Annotated in this window: 25 protein-coding genes, 1 pseudogene and 1 riboswitch; of the genes and pseudogenes, 16 read left to right on the forward strand and 10 right to left on the reverse strand. The window is 58.3% G+C overall.

The window, feature by feature from the left end; genetic code table 11:
* Positions 1 to 16: 16 nt before the first annotated feature.
* Complete coding sequence (gene torT, locus NKH06_RS30145; RefSeq protein WP_352538809.1) at positions 17 to 1087, reverse strand: TMAO reductase system periplasmic protein TorT; 1071 nt, start codon at positions 1085 to 1087, stop codon at positions 17 to 19.
* Positions 1088 to 1563: 476 nt separating this feature from the next.
* Positions 1564 to 2069, reverse strand: a pseudogene (locus NKH06_RS30150) (ISNCY family transposase); the annotation flags it as partial.
* Positions 2070 to 2434: 365 nt separating this feature from the next.
* Between NKH06_RS30150 and NKH06_RS30155 the strand changes: the two are divergent.
* Positions 2435 to 3187 carry an SDR family NAD(P)-dependent oxidoreductase gene (locus tag NKH06_RS30155; RefSeq protein WP_286461381.1) on the forward strand — a complete coding sequence of 251 codons (753 nt, stop codon included), beginning with the start codon at positions 2435 to 2437 and terminating at the stop codon, positions 3185 to 3187.
* An 11-nt stretch (positions 3188 to 3198) separates the two neighbouring features.
* Here the strand turns inward: NKH06_RS30155 and NKH06_RS30160 are convergent, their stop codons facing one another.
* Entirely contained in the window at positions 3199 to 3867 is a 669-nt protein-coding gene (locus NKH06_RS30160) for a GntR family transcriptional regulator (protein ID WP_352894958.1), read from the reverse strand.
* Between the two features lie 851 nt (positions 3868 to 4718).
* Between NKH06_RS30160 and hemA the strand changes: the two genes are divergently transcribed.
* The 8 genes from hemA (at position 4719) to NKH06_RS30200 (ending at position 13379) form a co-directional block, all read left to right on the forward strand.
* The gene (gene hemA / locus NKH06_RS30165) at positions 4719 to 5930 is read left to right on the forward strand and encodes a 5-aminolevulinate synthase (RefSeq protein WP_352760692.1); all 1212 of its coding nucleotides are present in this window, start codon (positions 4719 to 4721) and stop codon (positions 5928 to 5930) included.
* Positions 5931 to 6500: 570 nt separating this feature from the next.
* Positions 6501 to 7805 carry an ATP-grasp domain-containing protein gene (locus tag NKH06_RS30170; protein WP_352558836.1) on the forward strand — a complete coding sequence of 435 codons (1305 nt, stop codon included), beginning with the start codon at positions 6501 to 6503 and terminating at the stop codon, positions 7803 to 7805.
* A gap of 223 nt (positions 7806 to 8028) precedes the next feature.
* Positions 8029 to 8145: riboswitch (TPP riboswitch) on the forward strand.
* A gap of 103 nt (positions 8146 to 8248) precedes the next feature.
* Positions 8249 to 10084 (forward strand): phosphomethylpyrimidine synthase ThiC, encoded by a 1836-nt coding sequence (thiC, locus tag NKH06_RS30175; protein ID WP_352558838.1) that lies wholly within the window; start codon positions 8249 to 8251, stop codon positions 10082 to 10084.
* A complete protein-coding gene (gene thiO / locus NKH06_RS30180; RefSeq protein ID WP_352538813.1) occupies positions 10081 to 11082 on the forward strand; it encodes a glycine oxidase ThiO in 1002 nt (333 codons plus the stop codon). Before thiC ends, thiO begins: the two co-directional genes overlap by 4 nt.
* Positions 11051 to 11248 carry a sulfur carrier protein ThiS gene (gene thiS, locus NKH06_RS30185; RefSeq protein WP_023685606.1) on the forward strand — a complete coding sequence of 66 codons (198 nt, stop codon included), beginning with the start codon at positions 11051 to 11053 and terminating at the stop codon, positions 11246 to 11248. The genes thiO and thiS overlap by 32 nt, the downstream gene beginning before the upstream one ends.
* A gap of 3 nt (positions 11249 to 11251) precedes the next feature.
* Positions 11252 to 12025, forward strand: a complete 774-nt coding sequence (locus tag NKH06_RS30190; protein ID WP_352538814.1) for a thiazole synthase — start codon at positions 11252 to 11254, stop codon at positions 12023 to 12025.
* Complete coding sequence (locus NKH06_RS30195; protein ID WP_352538815.1) at positions 12022 to 12627, forward strand: thiamine phosphate synthase; 606 nt, start codon at positions 12022 to 12024, stop codon at positions 12625 to 12627. Before NKH06_RS30190 ends, NKH06_RS30195 begins: the two co-directional genes overlap by 4 nt.
* Positions 12618 to 13379: a hydroxymethylpyrimidine/phosphomethylpyrimidine kinase gene (locus NKH06_RS30200; protein WP_352538849.1), complete on the forward strand. Its 762-nt coding sequence runs from the start codon at positions 12618 to 12620 to the stop codon at positions 13377 to 13379. The genes NKH06_RS30195 and NKH06_RS30200 overlap by 10 nt, the downstream gene beginning before the upstream one ends.
* 21 nt (positions 13380 to 13400) lie before the next feature.
* Here NKH06_RS30200 and NKH06_RS30205 read toward each other — a convergent pair whose 3' ends face one another.
* Entirely contained in the window at positions 13401 to 13574 is a 174-nt protein-coding gene (locus NKH06_RS30205) for a hypothetical protein (RefSeq protein WP_352538816.1), read from the reverse strand.
* 203 nt (positions 13575 to 13777) lie between these two features.
* Between NKH06_RS30205 and NKH06_RS30210 the strand changes: the two genes are divergently transcribed.
* Positions 13778 to 14197 (forward strand): hypothetical protein, encoded by a 420-nt coding sequence (locus tag NKH06_RS30210; protein ID WP_245272726.1) that lies wholly within the window; start codon positions 13778 to 13780, stop codon positions 14195 to 14197.
* Between the two features lie 650 nt (positions 14198 to 14847).
* Here the strand turns inward: NKH06_RS30210 and NKH06_RS30215 are convergent.
* The 3 genes from NKH06_RS30215 to NKH06_RS30225 are packed head-to-tail and all read right to left on the reverse strand — an operon-like array spanning position 14848 to position 17067.
* Positions 14848 to 15252 (reverse strand): ubiquitination-like system serine protease family protein, encoded by a 405-nt coding sequence (locus NKH06_RS30215; RefSeq protein ID WP_023697172.1) that lies wholly within the window; start codon positions 15250 to 15252, stop codon positions 14848 to 14850.
* Complete coding sequence (locus NKH06_RS30220; RefSeq protein WP_023697173.1) at positions 15249 to 16436, reverse strand: ThiF family adenylyltransferase; 1188 nt, start codon at positions 16434 to 16436, stop codon at positions 15249 to 15251. Before NKH06_RS30220 ends, NKH06_RS30215 begins: the two co-directional genes overlap by 4 nt.
* A complete protein-coding gene (locus tag NKH06_RS30225) occupies positions 16411 to 17067 on the reverse strand; it encodes a multiubiquitin domain-containing protein (RefSeq protein WP_352538817.1) in 657 nt (218 codons plus the stop codon). Before NKH06_RS30225 ends, NKH06_RS30220 begins: the two co-directional genes overlap by 26 nt.
* Before the next feature lie 150 nt (positions 17068 to 17217).
* Between NKH06_RS30225 and NKH06_RS30230 the strand changes: the two genes are divergently transcribed.
* Genes NKH06_RS30230 through NKH06_RS30245 form a run of 4 tightly spaced genes read left to right on the forward strand, consistent with a single transcriptional unit; the run spans position 17218 to position 19567 of the window.
* Entirely contained in the window at positions 17218 to 17424 is a 207-nt protein-coding gene (locus NKH06_RS30230; protein ID WP_010913797.1) for a ribbon-helix-helix protein, CopG family, read from the forward strand.
* Positions 17421 to 18068 (forward strand): hypothetical protein, encoded by a 648-nt coding sequence (locus tag NKH06_RS30235; protein WP_023697175.1) that lies wholly within the window; start codon positions 17421 to 17423, stop codon positions 18066 to 18068. The genes NKH06_RS30230 and NKH06_RS30235 overlap by 4 nt, the downstream gene beginning before the upstream one ends.
* 15 nt (positions 18069 to 18083) lie before the next feature.
* Complete coding sequence (locus NKH06_RS30240) at positions 18084 to 18614, forward strand: helix-turn-helix domain-containing protein (RefSeq protein ID WP_023830723.1); 531 nt, start codon at positions 18084 to 18086, stop codon at positions 18612 to 18614.
* A complete protein-coding gene (locus tag NKH06_RS30245) occupies positions 18611 to 19567 on the forward strand; it encodes an ImmA/IrrE family metallo-endopeptidase (protein WP_352538818.1) in 957 nt (318 codons plus the stop codon). The genes NKH06_RS30240 and NKH06_RS30245 overlap by 4 nt, the downstream gene beginning before the upstream one ends.
* A gap of 290 nt (positions 19568 to 19857) precedes the next feature.
* Here the strand turns inward: NKH06_RS30245 and NKH06_RS30250 are convergent, their stop codons facing one another.
* From NKH06_RS30250 to NKH06_RS30260, 3 genes are all read right to left on the reverse strand, one after another.
* Positions 19858 to 20319 carry an ImmA/IrrE family metallo-endopeptidase gene (locus tag NKH06_RS30250; protein WP_352894961.1) on the reverse strand — a complete coding sequence of 154 codons (462 nt, stop codon included), beginning with the start codon at positions 20317 to 20319 and terminating at the stop codon, positions 19858 to 19860.
* 240 nt (positions 20320 to 20559) lie between these two features.
* Positions 20560 to 20760, reverse strand: coding sequence for a ParB N-terminal domain-containing protein (locus tag NKH06_RS30255; RefSeq protein ID WP_352538820.1), 201 nt, complete (start codon positions 20758 to 20760; stop codon positions 20560 to 20562).
* Positions 20761 to 21816: 1056 nt separating this feature from the next.
* Positions 21817 to 22104, reverse strand: a complete 288-nt coding sequence (locus NKH06_RS30260) for a hypothetical protein (protein ID WP_081726247.1) — start codon at positions 22102 to 22104, stop codon at positions 21817 to 21819.
* 550 nt (positions 22105 to 22654) lie between these two features.
* Here NKH06_RS30260 and NKH06_RS30265 point away from each other — a divergent pair.
* Together NKH06_RS30265 and NKH06_RS30270 are read left to right on the forward strand one after the other, a co-directional pair.
* Positions 22655 to 23107, forward strand: coding sequence for a hypothetical protein (locus tag NKH06_RS30265; protein ID WP_352894963.1), 453 nt, complete (start codon positions 22655 to 22657; stop codon positions 23105 to 23107).
* Positions 23108 to 23317: 210 nt separating this feature from the next.
* Positions 23318 to 23480: MFS transporter (locus NKH06_RS30270; protein WP_352893557.1), on the forward strand; the 163-nt coding region annotated here is incomplete at its 3' end.

Genomic DNA, 23480 nt, shown 5'->3' on the forward strand with positions numbered 1-23480 from the left:
CCCATCGAAGATGTGGCTATTGTACCGAAAATTCAGGCTTCCACCCATCGGGCGCGAAAATCTGCGTCGGGTCGATTTTGTCGACGTTGTCCTTGGTCACGATACCCGGCGCGACCAGCAGAACCTTCTCATAGTCCTTCTTTTCCAAGGCGCGCACCGCGAGGTCGACGCTGATGCGGCCCATCATCACCGGATACTCGGCGGCAAAGCCAAGCACCTTGCCTTCCTTGACCAGCTTCAGCATCGTCTGGTTCTCGTAAGACGACATGATCACGACATCGTCGCGGCCAGCGTCGGCGACGGCGCTGACGGCCGCTTCCGCCGCAGCAGCCCCGCCCCAGATGACATTGAGATCGGGATAGGTCTGCAGGGCGTCCTCGATGAGGCGCAGGCTTTGCGGAACGCCGGGCTCACCATAGAGCTCGGCCGCGAGCTTGATGTTGCCGGTTTTGATGCTGTCGCGAAAGCCCGCCATATAGCTCTCCGCCCAACCCGATCCCTGCGGACCCGGCAGGCCGATCGCGGTCGTCTTTTTGTCGCCGAGATACTTCTTGAGGTACTCACCCTCCTGAAAACCCTTCTGGTAGGTATCGGGAGTGATGCGCGCGGTGATCGGAGTTTCCAGAATGGGATTGGCGACGGCGATCTGGACAAGGCCCTTGGCGTCGCCCTCCTTCAGCTTGGCCGCCAGACCGGCTTCCGAGATGGCGGCGACGAGGATACTCTGGGCACCGGATGCGACGCAATCGTCGTATTGCGACAGCTGCTTGGGCAGCGCGTCATAGCCGCCAGCCTGCAGGACCGTCACTTTGACACCCAGGCGCTTTGCTTCCTCAACGATACCATAGTCGACCGAGACCCAGTAGCTGTCCTTGAGGTGCGGAAACAAGACGCACAGGTTCCAAGGCTTCTCGGCCTTTTCCAGCGGCACATAGTCGAGTGCCTCGACTTTTTTCAGATCGCCGCCTTTGGCCGCGTTGATCTTGAAGGGCCACCAATCCTTGGCCTGGGCGGCGTTGGGCAGGACGGCCACGCCGGTGACGAAAGCCGCCGCGAGGATGGATCGGAAAGCGTGATTCTTGGTCATGTGATTCCCCATTTTCGTGTGTTCCCGGGTCCGGCGCCGGCGATTTCGCCGGCTCCGCGGTCTGCCTTGGGAGCAGAGGCTTGCTGGCGGATCGTAGTACCGTCTAGGCGAGTTCGCCTTCAGGGCCATCCGCGCCGTTGTTCATTTTCACAGCGCTACCGTACTACTTATAAGTTATAAGTCAATAGGGTTTTCATTAGCCGGTGCTCAGCCGGGAAAGTGTCTTCAATCGCGGTTTCGCTGCCTCGACCGGGATCACAATCCATTTGACGAAAGACGAGGTCGGAGACAGCAGCCATGCAACTGGCCGCGGCGATGTGGGCTTCCTCGCGACCGACCGGTATGCGGCTTGTCGATCGAGTTGCCTGACATCAAGCGCCGGCGAATAAGTCAAAGCGATCAGCGTGGCCTTCGAATACAGAGCCATTGGTCAGCAGCCGCACTTCGCTATCGACCAAATCGTCATAGTGTCTTTAGGGAGGAGATGTGCCCAGTGCATTCGCGTGCTGCAACAGCCGCGCTGAACCGCACCGCAGCGTGCCATAACACGCTGCGGTCGGATGATTGTTGAAATGACGGTTCCCCGCGCACGACCGTGCCGCTTTCCAACTTCTCTCGTCTGGCGCTTGCCAGCCTGAGTTCTTCCTAGAGGTCGGCGCCCGGATTGCGGGTGTTGTCTTGCGACTTCATTCTCCCGGCAGCCGGGCAAAGGCCCGCAACGTGGAGGCTTCTAAATGGAACGCGGGTTCCCGATGCTTAGTGGGTGGTGCTGCTTGAGCAGGGGCAGGGCAGCACAGCCTCCGCCGGCAAGCCGTCGCGGCCGGTTCCCTTGATGGCGTGCCGGCGCAAGTCCCGCGTCACCAGGCTCGCAAATCGCGATGCACGTCCAGCCATTGCGACATGGTTTTGCCAGCTGAGAGGCCGATCCCGTGTGCGGCGAACAGTCGAAACACTGATTGGTCGGTGTGCGTTCTTGGCGTATTGTGCAGCACTTCTGGCATTACTGGCCTTGCGGGGATGACGAGTCGGTCATGCGACAGTATGCATGTCCCTATCGGAATAGCCGGTCCGCCTTATCGGTCGTCACACCCGCATATCGCTCCGCTTCTAGGGAACACCCCATCACGCGAGGAAAGACATGGCCACATGCGCAGTATCGCCAATCCAGCCGTTGGGCCGACGGCCCGGCGCTTGGGCCAGTCCACCGGCTTTAACCTGCGTCACAATTGATCCACTGATCCTAGGTGACGACAACGTTGTTCGTCATGATTTGATGGGGCGGGGATTGGCCCAAAAGCGAGCCCCCCAAACTGTGCGGTTGCCAAATACGTAATGGAGTGAATTGGAATGATCATCGTAACAGGCGCCACGCACGGGATTGGGCGGGCCTGCGTGGAGAAACTTGCGTCTGCCGGTTCCAGAGTGGTGGCGACCGGCCGAGATGCAGAAGCGGGCGCGGCGCTCGAACGCGCCAATCACGGTGTCACGTTCGTTGCCGGTGACATTATCCGTGAAGACGATTGCCGCCGTGTCGTCGACCGTGCGCTTGAACTTGGCAACGGCCGGCTCGCGGGGCTCGTGAACAATGCCGGCATGTCGAAGCGCATTGCCTTCGCCACCGCCACCCAGGACGATTGGGATGAGGTCCTTGCGGTTAATGCACGCAGCGTCTTTTTCTTCATCCGTCATGCGCTGGACGGCTTGCGGCTCGGGAGGGGTTCAGTCGTCAACATGGCCAGCATCGCCGGAAAGACGGGCGAAGAAGGGCTCGCTGCCTACTGCGCCTCAAAGGCCGCGGTCATCGGGCTGACGCAGGCCCTCGCGCTGGAGTTCGGCGAGGAGATCCGCTTCAACGCTGTCTGCCCCGGCCAGATCGAAACACGCATGATGGGCAACATCATAAGCGATGCACTGCGCAAGAAGCAGCTCGAACTGCGGATCCCTGCCAACCGCTTCGGTGCCCCTGAAGAGATCGCTGATGTGGTCGCTTGGTTACTTTCGAATCAATCGAGCTATGTCAACGGCACGGTGGTGACTGTAGACGGCGGGGAAACAGCCGGCCTGCGCACACCGCGCGTCGCGCAGATCGATGGTGCTTAGGGCAATTCAGCTCAGCCGGAGCCGCGCTCGTCGAAATAGCGCAGAAAACCATGTGAGCCTCGCTGGATGTCGTTCTCGATCGCCTCGCGGGCCCTCTTCCTGTCGCCAGTCCTCAAGGCCTCGATGAGATGGTCATGTTCTTCCGCGCCGGTGTACCCGCGCGGAATTTCCCGATCGTAAACGTTAAGGATTGGACCCATCGAGGCCCACATGCTTTCGATCTGTCCGATCAGCATCGGCATACGCGACAGGCGGTAGACGCCGAAGTGGAAAGCGCGATTGGAGGATCGCGCTTCCTTGATATTACCGGCCTTATGGCTCTCTACAAATGAGGCGCGGAAGGTCTCAAGCTGTTCGAGATCGGCGGGGGCAAAATGGTCGGCAGCGTGTTCTGCCGCAAGCCCTTCAAGTGCCACGCGGATCAGCTTGATCTGAATGTAGCGGGCGCGGCTGAGGTCTGGCACCGCGGCGAACCTGCGGGAGCGCAACTCGAGCGCCTGCTCGCTGACGAGCCGCAGACAGGCTTCGCGCACCGGCGTAATGCTGGTTCCGAGCTGCCCGGCAAGATCCTGCATAAGGAGACGATCGCCCGGCGCGAAATTGCCGATGATCAAGCCATCCCGCACCTTGCTGTAAATCCGCGCGGACAGGCTGCCCATCTCCTCGGGCTGCATCTTCATAGGGCCCATGGGACTCCCCTCGCCTCTGCTGCAGCTCTATGGAAATGTCGATTTACGCGTTTCACTACGTTTATAAGTTATAATCGCTGCCTATATTTCGTTATGCAGCGGCAGACAAGTACGTGCACGTTAATTGTCTGCAGCAAACATGTCCGTTTTCATAATTATTTGTGAAATTTTGTTTCATATAAAAACAAGGAGACCCTTCTTTTCCGATTCTGACAATGGAATGTGACGACAGAAAAAGGCGCGATCTCATCTGCGTGGCATGAGTTGGTGTGCGAGAGATGATGACATCTGAAGGAGCCGGGAAGCTTACATGTCAATTTCCAGTCTGATGGGCAGAAATTTCCGATTCTGAGGCGACTCCGAACCGGCTGGACCGACGATGACGTCGGCACCGTCAAGATGATCCGGCAGGCCAGCACGTCCAAAAGCTGCGTATGGCGTTTGCAGAGCGTTTCGCCGCCGAAGGGCTTCAAGGGCTGTTGCGCGACAAGACGCGGCCCTCGCGCATTGCGGCTCTCGGGCCCGAAAGCCCGCCGAGCGCAGCTCTGACAAGGCCGCGACAGGAATCGAACGACGACTGGCCAGAATTATGAAATCGCTTGCGACACTCATGCAATTTCAGACATTTCAGTAACAAATAGATTTAACATTCTCTTCACTTGCACTTTGGGGCGCGTTACCCGAATTAGCTGGAGCGGCCGAAACCCCCGCAAGATCAAGCGCGTAGTCGAAATCCAATCTTGCTGGTGCTTGTCGAGGGATGCGACGCGATGGGCCGGCGCAGGTGCGCTGTGAAGCAGCACTGAGCGCGCCGAAAAACGGCTTCCCAACAGGAGATTGATTTGGATTATGTGCAGTATTTCGCCGGAAGAATCGAGCAACTCAAAGGCCGTGGCGGGTATCGTGAATTTGCCGATCTGGAGCGTCAGTCTGGCAACTTCCCAAAGGCCTGGCTCAATAGGCCCGACGGCCGAAAAGAGATAACCATTTGGTGCACTAATGATTATCTCGGTATGGGGCAGCACCCCAAAGTGCTATCGGCAATGAAGCGCGCCATCGATGCCAACGGCGCAGGATCGGGAGGATCCCGCAACATTGGTGGCACCAACCATTATCACGTGTTGCTCGAGCGGGAGCTTGCAGCTTTCCACAACAAGGAAGCAGGATTGATTTTTGTTTCCGGCTTCAGCTCAAACGATTCATCATTGAGTACATTGGCATCTTTGATGCCGGACACAATTATATTTTCTGACGCGCACAACCACGCTTCAATTATTAGTGGATGCCGCAACAGCCGGGCCGAAAAGCGCGTCTTCCAGCATAACGACGTTGCGCATTTGCGGGAGCTTCTGCGCAGCGTAAATCCTGCAAGACCCAAGATCATTGTTTTTGAATCGGTATATTCAATGGACGGTGACATTTCACCGATCAAAGATATCTGTGACATGGCGGACGAATTTGGCGCAATGACGTTTCTGGATGAAGTTCATGCATCGGGAATGTACGGTCCGAAAGGCGCCGGCATTGCCGCGGAACTTGGCATCATGGATCGTCCAACCATCATCGAAGGGACGCTAGGTAAGGCGTTCGGCTCGATGGGGGGTTATGTGACCGGACCTGCCTCCATTGTTGACAGCATACGAAGCTTCTCGATCGGTTTCATTTTCACCACGGCGCTTGCGCCAGCGCTAGCGGCTGGTGCGCTGGCAGCGCTGCGCCATCTTCGCGATTCAGATTCAGAACGAATTGATCTGCACCGGAAAACGAAACTTTTAATCGGATTGCTGAAAGAGGCGGGCATCCCCGTCATGCCGACCCGAAGCCACATCATTCCTGTGCCTATTGGTGATCCATTCCGTTGCAAGGAAGCGTCCCGCCAGCTTCTGGATCAGCATGGAATATACGTTCAGCCAATTCTGGCGCCGAGTGTTCCGGTGGGAACCGAGCGGTTCAGGGTGACGGTTACGCCTGCCCATAGTACGACAGATATTCGGACGTTCGTCGATGCGCTCAGGCAGGTTCTGCTGCGGGACAATCTTGGCAAGGCTGCCTAATGTAAATGCTGGGAACGACAGGGCGCGCAGCCTCAGACCTGATTATATCAGCCGGGCTCGCCGAGGTGGAAGCGGCGGTCAGCGATCCGGTTCTGACGCCCGATCGCATCTTCGAATGTCATCGGAAAGCAGTTCCGTAACCCGCAATGACAGCTTTCGCGATCTTAAATGATGTGACTCCATGATTGAATGGGGCCGTTTGACGACTCGCTGCTTACACATCGGGCCGGTTCCAGATTCAGGGCTCACCATGAGCCGGTATGACCAGAGCGCATGTTCTTGTGCTGCGAGTTTGATGTGGCTTGGCGTGCCCTACCCGAGGGGTAGGTCACGCCCAGGCCCACGGGATCACACACCAACCCCAGCTAACCTGGTTTGAACGGAGCAAGCCTCCGACGCCGCCCTAATCAAAAACGCTGCAACAGATCCTTCAAATCAATTTACAAGATTTTTACAACCGTCAGTCGTTGACAATGGTACGGCACCCCGAGTCTGAGGTCCGGCACGGCCACAAAAGTGACACCGGTACCCTCGGACCGCCGCCAGCACGCAACATCGGGATTAACAGCAATGGTAAGAAGAAGAGCGCTCATATTGGTCGAAGGCCATAGGGGTACTGGTCAGCTATACGTCCAAGCGGCTCAGTGTCTTGGTCTTCATCCAATTACTCTGACGGCTGATCCACCTCGGTACGACTATCTTTCGGCGGAAAACGTTGAGGCAATCCGTGTCGACACTGGCAATCTCGAAGCGTTGGTCCGCGAAAGTTCGCGGCTGCGTGCTACCCACGACATTGCTGGCATTACTGGCTTTGCCGGGGACCATGAATCGATCTATGCGACAGTTGGCAAGCTTTGCCGGCATTTCGATCTACCGGGACCGAACCCTGAATCGATTGAACGAAGCTGCGACAAATTCAAGCAACGCCAACTCCTCGCGCAGGCCGGCGTTCCAATACCGGCCTATCGGTTGGCAGCGAATGCGGCGGAGGTAGAAAGCTCGGCTGCAGAGATCGGCCTGCCCGTGATTCTTAAGCCGGCAGTAGGCAGCGGCAGCATGGGTGTCCGATTGTGCCGCAGCCTCGAAGACGTAGCCGAACATACGACCCATCTATTGGGCGGAAAGCACATATGGCGGTCTACACCGAAAATACTCGTCGAAGAATTCGCACAGGGCCCGTTCTATAGCATTAATGTTATGGGGAATGAGGTCGTTGCGATTTGCGCCAATGACTTTGGTCCCCTCCCCCATTTCGTCATACGTGAGGTGACGTATCCGGCCCTGCTAACCGATCAGGAGCGTGAGCGCATCGCCGATGTTTCGCTGAGCTGTTTGCGGGCTCTCGGCCTTGGCTGGGGGCCAACTAACATTGAACTCCGGTGCACGAAACGCGGTCCAGTTGTCATTGAAGTCAATCCGCGTCTTAGTGGCGCGCCCGACCCTCAACTGGTCCAGTTAGCTTACGGTGTCGACCTCGTCACCGAGCACATCAAGCTTGTCATTGGCGAGGAATGGGATCTGCGCAAAAAGCATTCGCATACTGCGGCCGCGCGATTCCTGCTTCCTGATCAAGATGGCACCCTCGACTGGATTGGTGGCGACACTCAGGCAGCTGCTATATCAGGTGTGGCCGAGGTCAAATTGAATGTTGAACCCAAGACACCGATCGTCAGGAAGGGGGATTTCCGAGACTGGATTGGACATGTCATTGCCACTTCGCCCAGCCGTGCTGAAACCGAGGGCGCCCTTCAGCGAGCGGTCGACTTGATCGAATGGTCGATCACCCCTTTTCCGGCGACAATAAGAGGTGATCGAGAGCACGATGTTTGTGGGGCGTTCGGGCGGCCCACCAGTTCTGTTCCGATCAGGCATTGACGGCTTAAGATCCTTGAAACGCAGCAGTTCCGTCTACGTCAATGTCACATCAAGTTTGACGAGGCAAATGCAGCTTTGGCCACACCTGCCTTGTCTCCCGCGGAACTTCTCCGCGACCCATGGCGAGGCCGTCGGCCCAATTTGGGCCCAATTTGAATGCCGCCCACCGCCGCCGCAGGACGAACATGCGCTTGACAAGACAACGCCGGCCCGTTCAACTTGAGGCATTCACCAGGGGAGTCCCGGCAAGGGGCTGAGATACTGCTGGCTTTCGCGGCGCAGTGACCCGTTGAACCTGATCCAGTTCATACTGGCGTAGGGACGGTGCAAGCGCTCTGCGGGAGTTCACGCCCGAGGTCCTGTTTCGGCAGGTCGACAGAAGCGTCTTTTCATCCTTCCGGCACAGAACTGGGTCTCCAATGCATGAGCAAAGGAGCCTCAAGATGAATGCCCTCACCCCAGCCGTCTCAACGGGGCCGCTGCCTGCTTCGCGTAAGATCCACAAGCCCGGTGCCATCCACCCGCAGATCAGGGTGCCGATGCGCGAAATCTCCGTCCATCCGACAGCCGGCGAACCGCCCGTCACCGTCTACGATCCGTCGGGCCCCTATACCGATCCGGCTGTCGAAACCAGCATCGAAAAAGGCCTGGCCCGGCTTCGCCACGAATGGATCTTGGCGCGCGGCGATGTCGAGGTCTGCGACGGCCGCCATGTCCGGCCGGAGGACAACGGATTCGCGACGGGCGAACGCCTGACGCCAGAATTTCCCATCCGCCACCGACCGCTCAGGGCCAAAGCAGGCAAGGCGGTGACGCAGCTTGCCTACGCGCGCGCCGGCATCATCACACCCGAAATGGAGTTCGTCGCCATCCGCGAGAACCTTGGTCGCGAGATCCTGCGCGGCAAGCTTGAGCGCGACGGCGAGGCTTTCGGCGCGACGCTGCCCGATTTCGTCACGCCCGAATTCGTGCGTGACGAGGTGGCGCGCGGACGGGCGATCATCCCCGCCAACATCAACCATCCCGAGAGCGAGCCAATGATCATCGGCCGCAATTTCCTGGTCAAGATCAACGCCAATATCGGCAACTCCGCCGTCACATCGTCGATGGCGGAAGAGGTCGAAAAGATGGTGTGGGCGATCCGCTGGGGCGCCGATACGGTGATGGACCTGTCGACCGGCCGCAACATCCACAACATCCGCGACTGGATCGTGCGCAACGCGCCGGTGCCGATCGGCACGGTGCCGCTCTACCAGGCGCTCGAAAAGGTCGGCGGCATTGCCGAGGATCTGACCTGGGAGGTCTACCGCGACACGCTGATCGAACAGGCCGAGCAAGGCGTCGACTATTTCACCATCCACGCCGGCGTGCGGCTGCATTACATCCCGCTGACCGTCGACCGGGTGACGGGTATCGTCTCGCGCGGCGGCTCGATCATGGCCAAATGGTGCCTGCACCATCACCGGGAGAGCTTCCTCTACGAGCACTTCGCGGAGATCTGCGACATCGCCAGAGCCTACGACGTCTCCTTCTCGCTCGGCGACGGCCTTCGTCCGGGCTCGATCGCCGATGCCAACGACGCGGCGCAGTTCGCCGAGTTGGAAACGCTCGGCGAGCTGACGCAGATCGCCTGGGCGAAGGATTGCCAGGTGATGATCGAGGGGCCTGGCCACGTGCCGATGCACAAAATCAAGGCGAACATGGACAAGCAACTCGCCGTCTGCGGCGAGGCGCCGTTCTATACGCTTGGACCGCTGACGACCGACATCGCGCCGGGCTATGACCACATCACCTCAGGCATTGGCGCCGCGATGATCGGCTGGTTCGGCACCGCCATGCTCTGCTACGTCACGCCCAAGGAGCATCTCGGCCTTCCCGATCGCAACGACGTCAAGATCGGCGTGATCACCTACAAGATCGCCGCCCACGCCGCCGACCTGGCGAAGGGCCATCCGGCAGCGAAAGTCAGGGATGATGCGCTTTCCCGCGCGCGCTTCGAGTTCCGCTGGGAGGACCAGTTCAACCTGTCGCTCGATCCGGAAACGGCGCGGTCCTTCCACGACCAGACTTTGCCCAAGGAAGCGCACAAGGTGGCGCATTTCTGCTCGATGTGCGGACCGAAATTCTGCTCGATGCGTATCTCTCACGACATCCGTGCCGAGGCGCAGAAAGAGGGCATGGCGGCGATGGCGGCGAAATACCGCGAGGGCGGTGATCTCTACCTGCCGGCGGACGAGACCGGGGCACCGCTCATACCTCAGCCACGTGAGCCATCATGAAGGTCTTGGTCAAAGGAGCGGGCGTTGCTGGCCTCACCGCCGCCTTCGAGTTCGCCGCACGCGGCGCGGCGGTTACCGTTGCCGAGACAAGGCCTGCCCTTGGGGGCAATGCGTCGTGGTTCGCCGGTGGCATGTTGGCGCCGTGGTGCGAGCGTGAAAGCGCCGAGCAGCCGGTGCTGGATCTCGGAAGCGACGCCGCCGACTGGTGGGACGCCGCAACGCCAGGCTTGGTAGCACGACGGGGAACGCTGGTCTTGGCCGCGCCGCGCGATGCGGGCGAGCTCGACCGGTTCGCCAGCCGCACGACGGGCTATCGGCGCGTCGAGGAAGATGAAATTGCCTTGCTGGAGCCCGACTTAGCCGGCCGCTTCCGCCGCGGATTGCTGTTCGCCGATGAGGCTCACCTCGACCCACGCCCGGCGATGGCGGCACTTCATGACAAGCTTGCGACCATGGGTGTCAAATTCCACTTCGGCTGCGACGCCCGGCCTGTTTCGGGTTTCGCCCGTCAGATAGACTGTATGGGAATGGCAGCGGCCGATGACAGGCTGCGCGGTGTTCGCGGCGAAATGCTGATTCTTCGCACGCCTGATGTCTCGCTGTCGCGGCCGGTCCGTTTGCTTCATCCACGCTTTCCGCTTTATGCCGTGCCGCGCACCGATCACCGTTTCATGATCGGAGCGACGATGATTGAAAGCCAGAGTGCCGGACCGGTGACGGCGCGTTCCATAATGGAGCTGCTGGGTACCGCCTATGCCCTCCACCCGGCCTTTGGCGAGGCCGAGATCGTTGAAACCGGTGTCGGCGTCCGCCCAGCCTTTGCCGACAACTTGCCGCGCGTCGAAACCAAGGGTGAAATCATCGCGATCAACGGGCTCTATCGTCACGGTTTTCTCCTGGCTCCCGCCATGGCGCGCCAGGCTGCCGACCTGGTTTTCACTCAAGACAGAACCAAGGAGCTTGCTCATGAAACTGATGGTCAACGGCGAAGCGCATGAGGTTGCCGCCACCACGCTGGCCGAGCTGCTTGCCGCGCTCGACTATGAGGGCGATTGGCTCGCGACCGCCGTCAACAATGACCTCGTGCACAAAGCCAACCGGGCGGAATTCCAGTTGAACGACGGCGACCGGATTGAAATCCTCTCGCCCATGCAGGGCGGCTAGGCCATGATCGAGCTTTATGAAGCCGAGCTTCCGTCGCGCCTGCTTCTTGGCACCGCTCAATATCCTTCGCCGGCCATCCTTGCCTATGCAGTCAGGGCTTCGGGCACGGCGGTGGTGACCGTCTCGTTGCGCCGTGAAATGGCAGGCGGCAGGGCTGGCGAAGAATTCTGGTCGTTGATCCGCTCGCTTGGTGTCAGAATCCTGCCCAACACTGCTGGCTGCCACTCCGTCAAGGAAGCGGTCACGACCGCACAAATGGCGCGCGAAGTCTTCGGTACGAACTGGGTCAAGCTCGAAGTGATCGGCAACCATGACACCCTGCAGCCGGATGTTTTCGGTCTGGTCGAAGCCGCCCGCATCCTGTGCGAGGACGGTTTTGCTGTATTCCCCTATACCACCGACGACCTTATCGTTGCCGAGCGGCTGCTTGCGGCGGGCTGCAAGGTCTTGATGCCGTGGTGCGCGCCGATCGGTTCCGCTCTCGGACCGATCAACATCACGGCGCTGCGCTCGATGCGCGGACATTTCCCAGATGTTCCGCTGATCGTGGATGCGGGGCTCGGACGGCCGTCGCACGCGGCAACCGTTATGGAGCTCGGCTTTGACGCCGTACTCCTGAACACCGCGGTCGCCAAGGCGGCCGATCCGGTCGGCATGGCGCGTGCGTTCGGCAAGGCGGTCGAGGCCGGTCGTGAAGCTTTCAGCTCGGGTATGCTTGAACCGCGCGACGTCGCCGTGCCGTCGACGCCGACCATCGGCAGGGCCGTTTTTTCATGAAGCTCGATCCCTTCTACCTGATCGTCGACAGCGCTGACTGGGTCGAGCGGCTGGTCCCGCTCGGCGTCAAGCTGGTTCAGTTGCGCATCAAGGATAGGGACGAGACCACGCTGCGGTCGGAAATCCGCCGCGCGAACGGCGTCTGCGCGGTCCATGGTTGCCAACTGATCGTCAACGACTATTGGCGCACGGCAATTGAGGAAGGCTGCGACTTCGTCCATCTCGGCCAGGAGGATTTGGCTGCGGCCGACCTGCTGGCGATTAAGTACGCCGGATTGAAGCTCGGGCTTTCCACGCACGATCATCTAGAACTGGAAACGGCCATCGCTGCCGAGCCCGACTATATCGCGCTCGGCCCCATCTATCCCACCGTCCTGAAGCAGATGAAATGGGCGCCGCAAGGGCTCGAGCGGATCAGCGAGTGGAAGCATCGGGTGGCGCCGATCCCATTGGTCGCCATTGGCGGCCTCAACCCCGATCGGCTCGACGGTGTTTTCGCGGCTGGTTCGGACACCGCGGCGGTGGTCACCGACATCACGTTGAATGCCAATCCCGAAGCGCGCACGCGAGAATGGATCGAAAAGACAAAGCCATGGCGCTGAGGCGAGAACCGCATGTGCTCGTGGTCGGCGGATCTGACTCCAGCGGTGGGGCTGGAATCGCACGCGATATCGAGACGATCTCTTCCATTGGCGTGCGCACCTGCCTTGCTGTCACCGCGCTGACGGTGCAGACGCACCATGCGGTCATGGAAATCCACTCTATGCAACCCGGTCTGGTGGCCGGTCAGATGCGTGCGGGGTTGCAGGCCAACAAAGTGGCGGCCATCAAGATCGGGATGCTCGCCACGGTGGAGATCGTCATTGCGGTTGCCGGAGTGCTGCGCGAAAATCCGCAGGTGCCGGCAGTGCTCGACCCGGTGCTGGCCTCGACGTCAGGCCGGGCGCTCCTGGAAGCCGGCGCCATCGCCGCCCTGAAATGCGATCTGATGCCATTTTGCCGTCTGGTCACCCCCAATCTCTTCGAGCTGGCACTCCTTGTTGGCTCGGAGCGGGCAGTGGATGAGGACGGCGTAGTGTGGCAAGGCCAAGAATTGCTGGCAGCCGGCGCGCGGGCTCTGCTGATCAAGGGCGGCCATGCATCGGGACCGCAATCAACCGATATTCTGTTGCGCCCCGATCACGAACCAGTCCGCTTTGACACGCCGCGTCTTGCCGCATCGATGCGCGGGACGGGCTGCATGCTGGCCAGCTCGATTGCGGCACATCTGGCGAAGGCGCAATCAATCGAGTACGCCGTGCGCCAGGGCAAGCTCTTTGTGTTAGAAAAGCTTCGGAAAACCCCAGCCGAATAGCCGTAGAGACGGCTCAAGCGTTCAGCGGCTGACGCTGAAATGGAAGCCGTAGCCCTCCTGCCCTTTTTTCACAGCGCGTGACGGAATGAGGCCGCTTTGCAGATCGGAATTCAGCGGCGCCGAGACAAGCTGCCCTGCCAGGCCGGGAAAGTAACGGGACTCTTCCTGCGGCGAAGCGCACTGCCAGTCAGGCATGGGGATGCACTTGTGCCTCCTGGCGAGTGTGAGGCCGCAGGAGTGAGGCATTTCAGCGCGGCGGGGAACGCCGGATCTGGCCCCGCAGTGCTGGAGCAAAGCAAAGGCCGGTTTGAGACGATTCCGGGGATTTCTACGAGGCTGCTCGCGACGCCGGCATTGAGTTCTACCAGCTCCTGAGCGGCATACGCGACCAAACCCGGTTGAGTGTCACCGCAGGGATGTTCCACGAGTGGGACAAACAGCTGCGGGACTGGCTGGTCCGCGAATTACGAAACTGGCATCGAGGGGATACGGCAGCTGCGAAGGTCTGGTCAGCGGATTTCGCCAAGATTGCAGACCTCCTGGAAAGTTTCGGCTGGAAAGTCCGAAGCACGGACTACTTCAAGACGCTCGATGCGTGCCGGTTGGTGGTCAACGTCTACAAGCACGGCGCCGGAAAATCGCTGGATGACCTGAAGAAAACCTGCTCCGAGTATCTAGACGATCCGCTCAAAGGCACTCGGCCGCCGTGGTCAGAGAAACTGCTGAACCACACGCACCTCAAGGTGAGCGATGACCAGTTCCAGACGTTCTCAGACGCGATTGTCGCGTTCTGGCGCGACGTCCCGGCAATGCCGTAGGTGGCAGCAACAGGTTCCTGATTGGTTTGAAAGGCCATTCTCAGTGATCGCGCCCAACGATAAGCATGCCAAGGTTTTACCCTCGCATATATCTTCGCTCCCGCTCCCGGCCATAAATTCTGCCACATATCTGCATTGCCGGGAAAGGTGCCATGCGTAACGCATTGGTCGATGGGCGAAGATTCCGCCCGCAAGCGGGTTTCGGGGGCTCTTGCCCGCATTGCGGTACAGACATGATCCCGCGCGCGGCAGCGTCTGGGTTTGGCATTAGGCCAATAAACGAACACGTCGTTGGGTCAGCAGACACCTATCTGTTCGGCCGGTCAGACCGCCAAATTCGGTTCATTCAGAATTGGATGGGTACCGACCAAAATGAATCCCTAATCGACCGACTTCACAGAAAACGAAGCGATCTCCGGCCCTGACGAGCGAGTTTCGGCGTTGTCCGGGTGCTCCTGGATGAAAGATCGGGCTTCGCGCCTCATTTGGACAACGCCGCCAGGTAACCGTTTCCCTGAAACCTGCCCTTCATTCAGATTTGCAACATCAACGACTACCGGCTTCCTAGACCTACTTGGAGCCAATCGGAGGACAGCCGTGTCGGCGCCAGCCCGACCGCAAATTGCGGCCGACCCCATGGCAAACGTTGATTAGCCAATGAACTTGATCCACAGGCGCTTGAACCATGCGACGATGGCCCTGAGCCCCTTCGGCTGGGCGCCGCGCTTGAGCAGACGGTCATGGACGCGGCCCGCTTCGATCTGCGCGCGAGACATCTTGCCGGCCCATTGGATGCGGCCGCTTTTAATGATGTAGTGCGAGCCACAAGGGAAGTCGTGATTGCCGATCGACGGCCATATCGAGGCTCCCTCGTCTTCCATAATGAGGTCATATTCAGTCGGAACGAGCGGTGTTGAAACCTCCTCGCCGCACCCACACGCGCAATTATGCAGCGCGACGTGGCATTCGCGCGACACGTAAAGGACACCGTCTTCCAGTTGTTCCGGAATGTCTTCGACGAAGACCGTTGTAAGACAATCCACCCGAGCCATCATGTCACCCGGTTTGTGATATTGTTGCCCTCGATCATGTATGTCGCGTTCCTTTCGTTGCGCTCATCACGATAGAAGGTCAGCCAGCGTTTCCAGCGCATGACCGCCATAATCGCGTTCAAAGAATTGAGTTCGGCGATCTGGATTTCGGTTCCGTACACATCGGCCTCTTCGTCGTCGTCACCGAACGACAGATGGGTAGCCACTTCCGCCCACGGCATGCCAGGGGCAATAAACGTTGCCCTTGCGCAACCGTCGAGCGTGTTGTCGTCCAGCCCTATACCTATGCCAGTGTCGACGAATGCAATGCCCAGGCGAACCAGCCCTTCGGCAATCACGCGCCGCGACGATCCCTTATCAACGCAGACAAATACGAAGTCATAGGCTGAAAATTCGTCAATGTTGTCAGCCGTCACTCGAGTGGTGTGCGGCTTCACGCCCTTGTGCATGCGCGCGTAGAGCGCAGCGTAATAATCTACCTTGCGGGGGAAATTCTTCGCTAGCACCAGTTCAGGAGCACCAGGCGAACGGAAAAGATTGTGGTTGAGAAGCTGGTCGTCATCGTAGATGTGGATCTCGGCAACACGGGTCTTGGCGGCGAGGTCGAGCAGATAGGCACCGGTTCCGCCGAGGCCGATGATCGCGATGCTGCCCCTGAGTTTGCGGTTGGCGGCGAGGATTCCGTAGCGGACTGACGCAGAATCGGGAATCGCGAAGGGACTATCGTCCTCCGCACTGGCCAACGTGACGCCTGTACGCGCGTTGGCGGTCTTGTCGTGAGACCGCGCAGCAGCACCGAGGTGAGACTCATAGGTGACAACCTTGTCGTAAATGTTGGCATACTGGCCGGTGCCTTCTGGCTTCGACGAGAAATAATGGTGGACCTTGATGTCCGACCCCACAGTCGCTTCCTGACTATTATGGATGATATTTGTCATTGGCGTGCCATCGCGATGGCAAGGCGTCTCGCCGGCGAACCACATGGTGTGGTCCGTCAGTGGAGTCGAGGTCAGGCCTTCCGTATCCAGCGACAGAGTGCAGACAAGTGTGCCTCGACCAAGCGACATGTCCCGCTTCACATAGGGCACGCTGTGAACGAGGAGGACGAGGTCGCGCATCTCAAGCTCAAACCCCTCGTCCAGCAGTTGCTTCAGATGTGGATCACGACTTATCAGATCGGCGGACATTGAAGACCATCCCATTCTTGACTTCGATCTTTTCGCCCTCCACCAGATCACCTTCCGCGCCGTGTACACCTTTCAGGTAAGTTATCGTGTACTTGAATTTCTCGAAGTCGGCGTCAGGGTAGGCGAGAAGTGCAACCTCACGATAGCTGAGCTTTTTCTTGGGCACCGTACGCGGTCGCCCGTTGACTTTGATGACCACCGTCTTCGCTTCGCGGCTGCGGATGCGCTCGACTCCCTGTCCGCCCAGAGTCACCTCGCCATCAGCGGGAATGACCGCGTCGCCGGCGCTGTCCAGGATTAGCTCGAGTTCCTCATCGATGCTGGCGTAACGGTAGATGTCAGCTGCGGAGAGTTTGGCCGCCCCCCATTCCCAGCCGCGCTCGTTGACGGTGAGGGAGAAGGTCCGATCACCTTCGAATGAAAGGAACTCAGGCTGCGGCATCTGTCGCAGGTCGGTCGGCTCCTCAAGCCCGATCGAACGCGTCGACCCGTCCGCAATCTGGATGAGAATATAACCGCTAGCTGGATTGAGCCCGCCGATGGTGCGGACCTCGCGACCTGAGATTATGGCGTCATTGGTGGCGATCACGCGACCATCCAGCTTATATGTAAAGTGCGTTACGTCAGGCATTGAACCCTCCTTGTTTCTCATTCTGCACAAATCATATATGGAGTTTTTAGCCAATGTCTAGCTATTGATTGGCTAATTAATGATTGTTTTTTGATTGACAGGTATGGACTTTATAGCTACATGGAGAGTGCTGGTTAGGGAGAAGCGCCTGTGAAGCGTACGATGACGCTTAATTTGTCGGACGCAGAAATGAGCGTCCTTGAAACCATGTGTGAAGAAAAAGGGTTGTCTAAAACCGCACTCGTTCGCCAAGCGCTGCGGCTCTACAAATCAGTCGATGATCGACTGGCGCGGGGCGAAAAGGTGTTCGTCGAAAGCGCGGATAAATCAGAAAAAGTAGAGCTTATGGTTCTATGAAAGGGCTGATCGATCGAGTCTTTCTCAAAAATCGTGCCACAGGCCTGTACGAAGATGCACACCTGTATCATGGCTTGGACAGCACGAATCTCGCGCATATCGAAGGACGCTGGCGACCTCTTTTTGAGTTGCGTCGGAGGGAGGCTAAGGCTTCCCTTCAGACGTTAGCAGAGGTCAATGCTGAAGACGCCCATTGGGAATGGGGCAAGAAGGCGCTGGTTGCGCTGAACGACCCCTTCCTGTTCGATTTCTTCGTGCTTGAATGTGGTGGCAGTACCCAAGCCATCATGATGACGCGCAAAGGCGGTCAGGATTGCTTCAGTCGCCACCCCGAGCATCAGCGAGCGCCGCTGATCTACGTGGAGTTTTTGGCGACGGCTCCATGGAACCGACCAAAGTTGGTTGCTGACCCGACTTACAAGGGCGCGGGCCGTGTGCTCATCGGTACGGCCGTCAGCTTGAGCCTAGAAGAGGAATTTGGTGGCCGAATTGGTCTGCATTCACTTCGTGGCGCAGAAGTTTTCTACCGGGATGCGATCGGAATGACGGATTTCGGAACGGATAGCGAAGGAGTACATAAAGGACTTAGATACTTCGAGCTTTCCAGCAGGGATGCTGCGACTTTCCTATCCGTGCAACACTAACAAGAGGAGTCGACCATGAAATTACATTTCACTGCCGATTGGCTGCGCAGCCATATCGAACATGATCCGGATGTCGATTGCGACGTGGGGCTCCCGCTCCGCGACGCAGCTCCGCTTGAGCGTCTTATGCAGGAGAAGTCTCGTCATCAAGCAACTGCGGGGCAGCCTAATTCGGCTGCCCCCGAACAGAAATCTGCTGTGTTGTTTAAGTTGGTGCATCAGCTTCGACGCAAGGACGGTTTAAGCATTGCGCAGTTGGCTGCCAAAATTCGTGTTGATGCGGCGGAATTGGAGCAGGTGGAGAAGGATCCCAACTATGTTCCAGGCCCGCGTACCGTTCATCAGCTAGCCGAGTTTATTGGGGTTTCAGCACGTGCTGTAGGACTGCTGACTGCGGCGGCGTCCGCGCAGAATGACAATCTCACCGAAGCGGTGCATCGTTTTGCTGCGAGTTCAGACGACCTATCGAAACTAAGCCAGGCTGAAAGGCGCGACCTCAACGATTTCGTTAAGGTACTGGCGTCAATCGATAAGAAGAATGGATGACCATGTCTGCGATTGAGCCGATAATCGGGAACTTTGAGCGCCGAGATATCCATGAGCACATATCACGTTTGCTACGTGATCTCGGCAATCCAGAGCCCCCATTAAGGCTCGAGCAGGTGCGCGCGCTGCAAAAGCTTGACCTTACCTATTATAGCAAGGCGAACTTGAGCCTATTAGATGAGATCGCCCACAGGGCGCGAATGGCTGGGAACGAGATCACCAGCACGGCTAAGCGCATGGTCGATGTAGTCCAGCAATATGGCCTTCGTGGTATCCTAATGTTGAAGGAAGGCGACAAAAGAATCTTCATCGATGACGAGGTAGCCGAGCTAAAGCGACGCTTCCTCATCGCACATGAAATTACACATGACCTTCTACCGTGGCATCGCTCCCTGCTTCTGGGCGACAACGAGTCCACGCTGAACCCAACATTCCATCAGGCAATGGAAGCAGAAGCTAACTATGGCGGACGCCATCTCTTGTTTCTCGGAGGAAGGTTTCGACCGGAAGCGCTGGACTGCTCATTGGAATGGAAGAGTATCGAGCAGCTTCGCAAGCGCTATGGGAACACACTTACAACAACACTTTGGCAAATGGTTTGTGAACGCGACCCGGAGTTTCCTGCCTTCGGCGTTGTCAGTCGGCATCCGTATCACAGAGATATTTGCGAGAAGGCGGGGAATGACAATGTGGCATATTTTCCAAGATCGATAGCTTTAGCTGAGCACTTTCCCGGAATCACCACCACAGTTGCCTATTCCGCGATCTGCGATCACGCAACGAACCGCAAACGGGGTCCAGTAGGCGAAGGCGAAAGCATCTTTTATGATGCGAACGGCGAACCCCATGTATTCTGGTTGCACAGCTTCTCAAACACCTACGATCTGCTCACTTACTGCATCTACAAGAAGAAACACCAGCGCATTTTCCCTGTCGGCTATAGGGCAGCCTAGGCACAGGCAGACGGTTATCTCAACGGCAGCTTGCCCATATGTAAGCACACCACCGCTGTTTCGCTTGCGGCATATTTCTTGGCGGGCGTCGCTTATTGTCGGCGCGACATTGGTATGACCTCGCCGAGCTGGCCGGACGGCCCCTCACCGCGGGTCGGCGCCACGAGCTTCAGCTTCACGACGCGAGCAGGCTCTTGCGAGAGCCAGCCCGGAGGAAGTGCAGCCAAGCTCTCAACATCATGAGCGAACAACGGCAGATCGTGCCGAAGCTCTTCCTTGGACAGCCCCCGTCATCCACCACGGTCGAAATACATCAGCCAGTAACGTAGGTTGCTGCAGCGGCCAAACGTCATCGTAGGGCTCGGATCCTGAGTAGCCCTTGGCGCTGTAGCTACGATAAAGGCGGGTCGCTCCCTCGGCATCGACAATGCAGAGGCGTTGGAGACGCATGATCTGAGCCTTGATGGACACGCGCCAGCGAACCTTCTCAGCTCCCAAAGCGAGGCACTAGTGACCTCAGCCGAGAACTGACTCGCCGGCAGAAGCAACGCTGAAGCGAACCGATGAGCTTGGTCTTGGATCAGCTTGAAGTTCTCGACAAGCTCATCCTCGGACACTGCACGGTGCAGCAAGAGGTGGGCCAACTCGTGCGCGGCATCAAATTGTCTTCGCGCGAATGACTGCGCTAGAAGTACGTGTGGGCGACGATCAGATCCCCACCTGCTTAGCCCATCCAACTGTGTGGTTTCCATTGGTTCGCTCGCCACGACGACGCCGATCTGCTCCAGCAGAGCAACTACGTTGGGGTCGGTCGCAATCCGATTCCCCAGTGCTCTCGCGCTGTTTGGGCAATGCCCTCCAGATCCTCATCCCCAGGCTTCGGTAGCCTAAGCCGTTGAGTAAATCTGGCAGGTCGACTTCAGGGAGAAACGCATAATGGCCGGCAACTGCCGTAATGTCTTCAAGCCAGCGGTTGACCGGATAATCCTTGGTCACAGCCACGCCCTGTAGGTGCGGCCCTCGTCCAGCAGCAACCGCAACGCCCCCAGTCGCCGCCCTCCGGCGACGACTTCGAACTTGGCTCCCTTCGGGGCCTTGCGGGTCAAAAGGTTATGGATGAGGCCATGGGCCTCGATGCTGGCGGCCAGTTCGGCCCTACCTGCGGGCGGGATAGTGATAACTGCGGTATTCATGGACTTGCTCGTGTTGATTTCAGGGATTGACCTGATGGGTTCAGGTCCCCTGAACCCCTGCCTCGCGGCGAGTAGCGGGGAGCGAGGGGGGGCAAGTCCCGGGGGCGGAGGGGTCTCCCCGGTCTGCACCTAGCGAAGCGGAGGAAGATGGGGGAACCCGCCCGCGGCGGCTTGCTGGGGAGAGAGGGCCGCGCGCCTCTCTTCCCGCTACATAGGAGAGGTGCCGCTAGGCACATCCATGTCGGCGCAGCCGTGCCGCGAAGCGGCCCAAGAAAGAAGAGCGTACAAAACGGAAGCACCTAAATGCCCGCCAGCGGGACCAAGTCAGATCGGTGCAGGAGAAAGACCGTGGCCCTGAGACCGGCTCAACAGGGCGGCCGTAGGAGCATCAGCAACGCGCCGCCGTCAGGCGGGATGCGGAACGGACGGCCCCCCGGCGAAGGGCGCCGTTCTCTTTGAGCTGCGACCCTGGTGAGCGCCTTCGTGCCTAAAGCTGTGCCGTCGGGCTAAGTTTCAGCTTCAGATCGTTCTGAAAAGCCGAACATGGTTCGTCGAGTAACCCTTGAGGGAAGGATCCTTGTCGGGTTCCCTGTTTTTCGACAAAATCGCCCTGCAGAATTTATATTGCGTGATTTGGCGGCATCGCACTGCTGGGTGTCCGCCTTATAGCAAGCGTGGACCAAAACGGCTCCCACGTAATCATGCTCGACGTTGTTGGAAGAAAGGTGGGTCTGAATGTCTTGGAGAATGGCAACTCCATGGGACATCCCATCTGCTCCGGAGTAGGTCATTACGAGTTGACCGGGTCGTTCAAAGCCGCTTACCGAGCCGCTCCCTGCAACGTTCTCGTAGGTGCCAGACAAATCCGGGGCCGACGTGAATGTCACCTTGAAGGGGTGCCCCAGGCCGACGGGGGTGACATCCGTAAAGTCGGGACCGTAGTACACCGAGAGATCACGCAGTATGGAGATGATAACCCGATTGCGGCTTTCAAGTGTCCTCGCATCCCCCGAGGGCGCCACCTGATCTCTCGGGCAACCTTGTTCGGCGCCGCAGTTATTGAGGCGGCCGGCTTGGAAGCAGTTCCTTATGGCCCTCATGCATAAACCAGAGCACCCGTTTGAGGTGACTGCGAAGGGCCTTACGGGCGCGGATTGGCTCTTTGACCGGATCGATACCCAGTACATCCAGCGCCATCTCCTCTTCGCTGGCACTGTCGGCGCAAGCGTCCATGAGCTTCAAATAGAGCTCGAAATGCTTGTCATCATATGCGGTTAGGCTTTCCGACCAGGGGACTTCCGTTGCAATGGTTGGATCAGGCGTTGGGCGCGATCTGCTTTTCATCCATGTCTCGCTTTGGCGATGAACCAGGCCCCCGTTCCAATTCAGAATATCTCCATCTAGCGCACTTTCAACCGTTCTCGGCCTTCTTCGGACAGTCCCCAATCGTTGCATATGGTCGTGGGTTCCAAATTGGCGCACGGCTGCTCGCGACCAATACATCCTCAACTTGGCGAGGCGATGTAACGCCCGGCTGAACCAGAATGGCGCGGGTATTGAGCATCGCCGATTGGATCGAACCTCTTATTTTAGCTTCGCGATAATCTTGTCTGGCTGCTTGCAAGCGTCCATCATGCCGCCGTACATACGCTTAAGGATCTCGCCCATCACCGTACGAGCAGCAAACATTTCCAAAATCGATCTTGCAACTTGAGGCTTTGCGTTACTGCATAGCTGCATTGCACAAAATGTGTTTGCGCATTGCACAACTTTTAGCCATTAAGCTTACAGCTGATGCACGCGATGGTTTCCTCCCATTCCATGGTATCAGCTGTTCCCCTCTGAAGGTTTTGACTTTACACCTAAAGGGCCTCGGTTTTCCGATGCCCTTTTTTTGGCGGTCGCCACGTCGTTAATGGAACGCGGCTCGATCGCCGGTTCAGCCATCAGGCTTTGGAACCCGTTCTGCCCGGCCGACCCCTCCCGACAACAGTCTGACCTTCGCCAGCCTTCTACGGGCAAGCGTTCGCGCCAAAAGTTCAAAGCCGCGTCCGTAACATTCGACGATGAAAGCCAATGTCATCAGGTCGAGCAGGAACTCGTCGATCGCATGTGTGAGCGCATCAGACTTTTGTCCGAACTGAAGGAGCAGGGCGCGCGCGTCTTCGATCGCGGCCTGGCAATCGTCTGCATCTATCAGGGAACTGATCCTGTCAAAGATCTGCAAGCGTCCTCACTTTTCGGAAGCCACACTCAGCATCGAACGCCGCTGATGAGTGAGTTTCCAACAAAAGAACAGGGTAACGTTTCGCGAAAAATCGCTCGGCAGCGCGTCGATCGAGCATGATGCCTCAAATGACATGTGAATCCCGGCTCACCAAGATGTCGTTGAAGGCGAGTGAGCCGGCCCATGTCTGCGTCCCGGCCGCCTGACAACTGGTCAGGAGGAACTGTGGCCACATTCGTCGTAGGCAAATGGGCCATCTATTCTTAAGCCGCCACGGTTCAGCCTAGATTACATGGGAAGCGACAATAACGGAAAGAAAAGGTTCGCAAAATGAGTAGGGTGGCTGGATCAAACGAAGATTTGGCTGCACCAACGACCTTTGGGCCACTTCTGCAGCCCACCTTTCGCTCGATCTGGCTCGCGACGCAGGTTTCAAGCCTCGGCTGGTTGATGCAGACTGTCGCCATCAGCTGGCTGATGGCAACGATCTCGA

The organism is Mesorhizobium sp. M1342 (assembly GCF_040317955.1).
GTDB lineage: Bacteria > Pseudomonadota > Alphaproteobacteria > Rhizobiales > Rhizobiaceae > Mesorhizobium.

What these genes read in the sequence shown, in the direction of transcription:
- NKH06_RS30255 (WP_352538820.1), bottom strand. Translation starts at nt 20,760, where the DNA reads ATGAATACCGCAGTTATCACTATCCCGCCCGCAGGTAGGGCCGAACTG.
- NKH06_RS30200 (WP_352538849.1), top strand. Translation starts at nt 12,618, where the DNA reads ATGGCGCTGAGGCGAGAACCGCATGTGCTCGTGGTCGGCGGATCTGAC.
- NKH06_RS30235 (WP_023697175.1), top strand. Translation starts at nt 17,421, where the DNA reads ATGAAAGGGCTGATCGATCGAGTCTTTCTCAAAAATCGTGCCACAGGC.
- torT (WP_352538809.1), bottom strand. Translation starts at nt 1,087, where the DNA reads ATGACCAAGAATCACGCTTTCCGATCCATCCTCGCGGCGGCTTTCGTC.
- NKH06_RS30160 (WP_352894958.1), bottom strand. Translation starts at nt 3,867, where the DNA reads ATGAAGATGCAGCCCGAGGAGATGGGCAGCCTGTCCGCGCGGATTTAC.
- NKH06_RS30170 (WP_352558836.1), top strand. Translation starts at nt 6,501, where the DNA reads ATGGTAAGAAGAAGAGCGCTCATATTGGTCGAAGGCCATAGGGGTACT.
- NKH06_RS30205 (WP_352538816.1), bottom strand. Translation starts at nt 13,574, where the DNA reads ATGCCTGACTGGCAGTGCGCTTCGCCGCAGGAAGAGTCCCGTTACTTT.
- NKH06_RS30245 (WP_352538818.1), top strand. Translation starts at nt 18,611, where the DNA reads ATGACCATGTCTGCGATTGAGCCGATAATCGGGAACTTTGAGCGCCGA.
- thiC (WP_352558838.1), top strand. Translation starts at nt 8,249, where the DNA reads ATGAATGCCCTCACCCCAGCCGTCTCAACGGGGCCGCTGCCTGCTTCG.
- thiS (WP_023685606.1), top strand. Translation starts at nt 11,051, where the DNA reads ATGAAACTGATGGTCAACGGCGAAGCGCATGAGGTTGCCGCCACCACG.
- NKH06_RS30220 (WP_023697173.1), bottom strand. Translation starts at nt 16,436, where the DNA reads ATGTCCGCCGATCTGATAAGTCGTGATCCACATCTGAAGCAACTGCTG.
- NKH06_RS30225 (WP_352538817.1), bottom strand. Translation starts at nt 17,067, where the DNA reads ATGCCTGACGTAACGCACTTTACATATAAGCTGGATGGTCGCGTGATC.
- NKH06_RS30240 (WP_023830723.1), top strand. Translation starts at nt 18,084, where the DNA reads ATGAAATTACATTTCACTGCCGATTGGCTGCGCAGCCATATCGAACAT.
- NKH06_RS30260 (WP_081726247.1), bottom strand. Translation starts at nt 22,104, where the DNA reads ATGAAAAGCAGATCGCGCCCAACGCCTGATCCAACCATTGCAACGGAA.
- thiO (WP_352538813.1), top strand. Translation starts at nt 10,081, where the DNA reads ATGAAGGTCTTGGTCAAAGGAGCGGGCGTTGCTGGCCTCACCGCCGCC.
- NKH06_RS30215 (WP_023697172.1), bottom strand. Translation starts at nt 15,252, where the DNA reads ATGATGGCTCGGGTGGATTGTCTTACAACGGTCTTCGTCGAAGACATT.
- NKH06_RS30155 (WP_286461381.1), top strand. Translation starts at nt 2,435, where the DNA reads ATGATCATCGTAACAGGCGCCACGCACGGGATTGGGCGGGCCTGCGTG.
- NKH06_RS30250 (WP_352894961.1), bottom strand. Translation starts at nt 20,319, where the DNA reads ATGGAAACCACACAGTTGGATGGGCTAAGCAGGTGGGGATCTGATCGT.
- NKH06_RS30190 (WP_352538814.1), top strand. Translation starts at nt 11,252, where the DNA reads ATGATCGAGCTTTATGAAGCCGAGCTTCCGTCGCGCCTGCTTCTTGGC.
- NKH06_RS30195 (WP_352538815.1), top strand. Translation starts at nt 12,022, where the DNA reads ATGAAGCTCGATCCCTTCTACCTGATCGTCGACAGCGCTGACTGGGTC.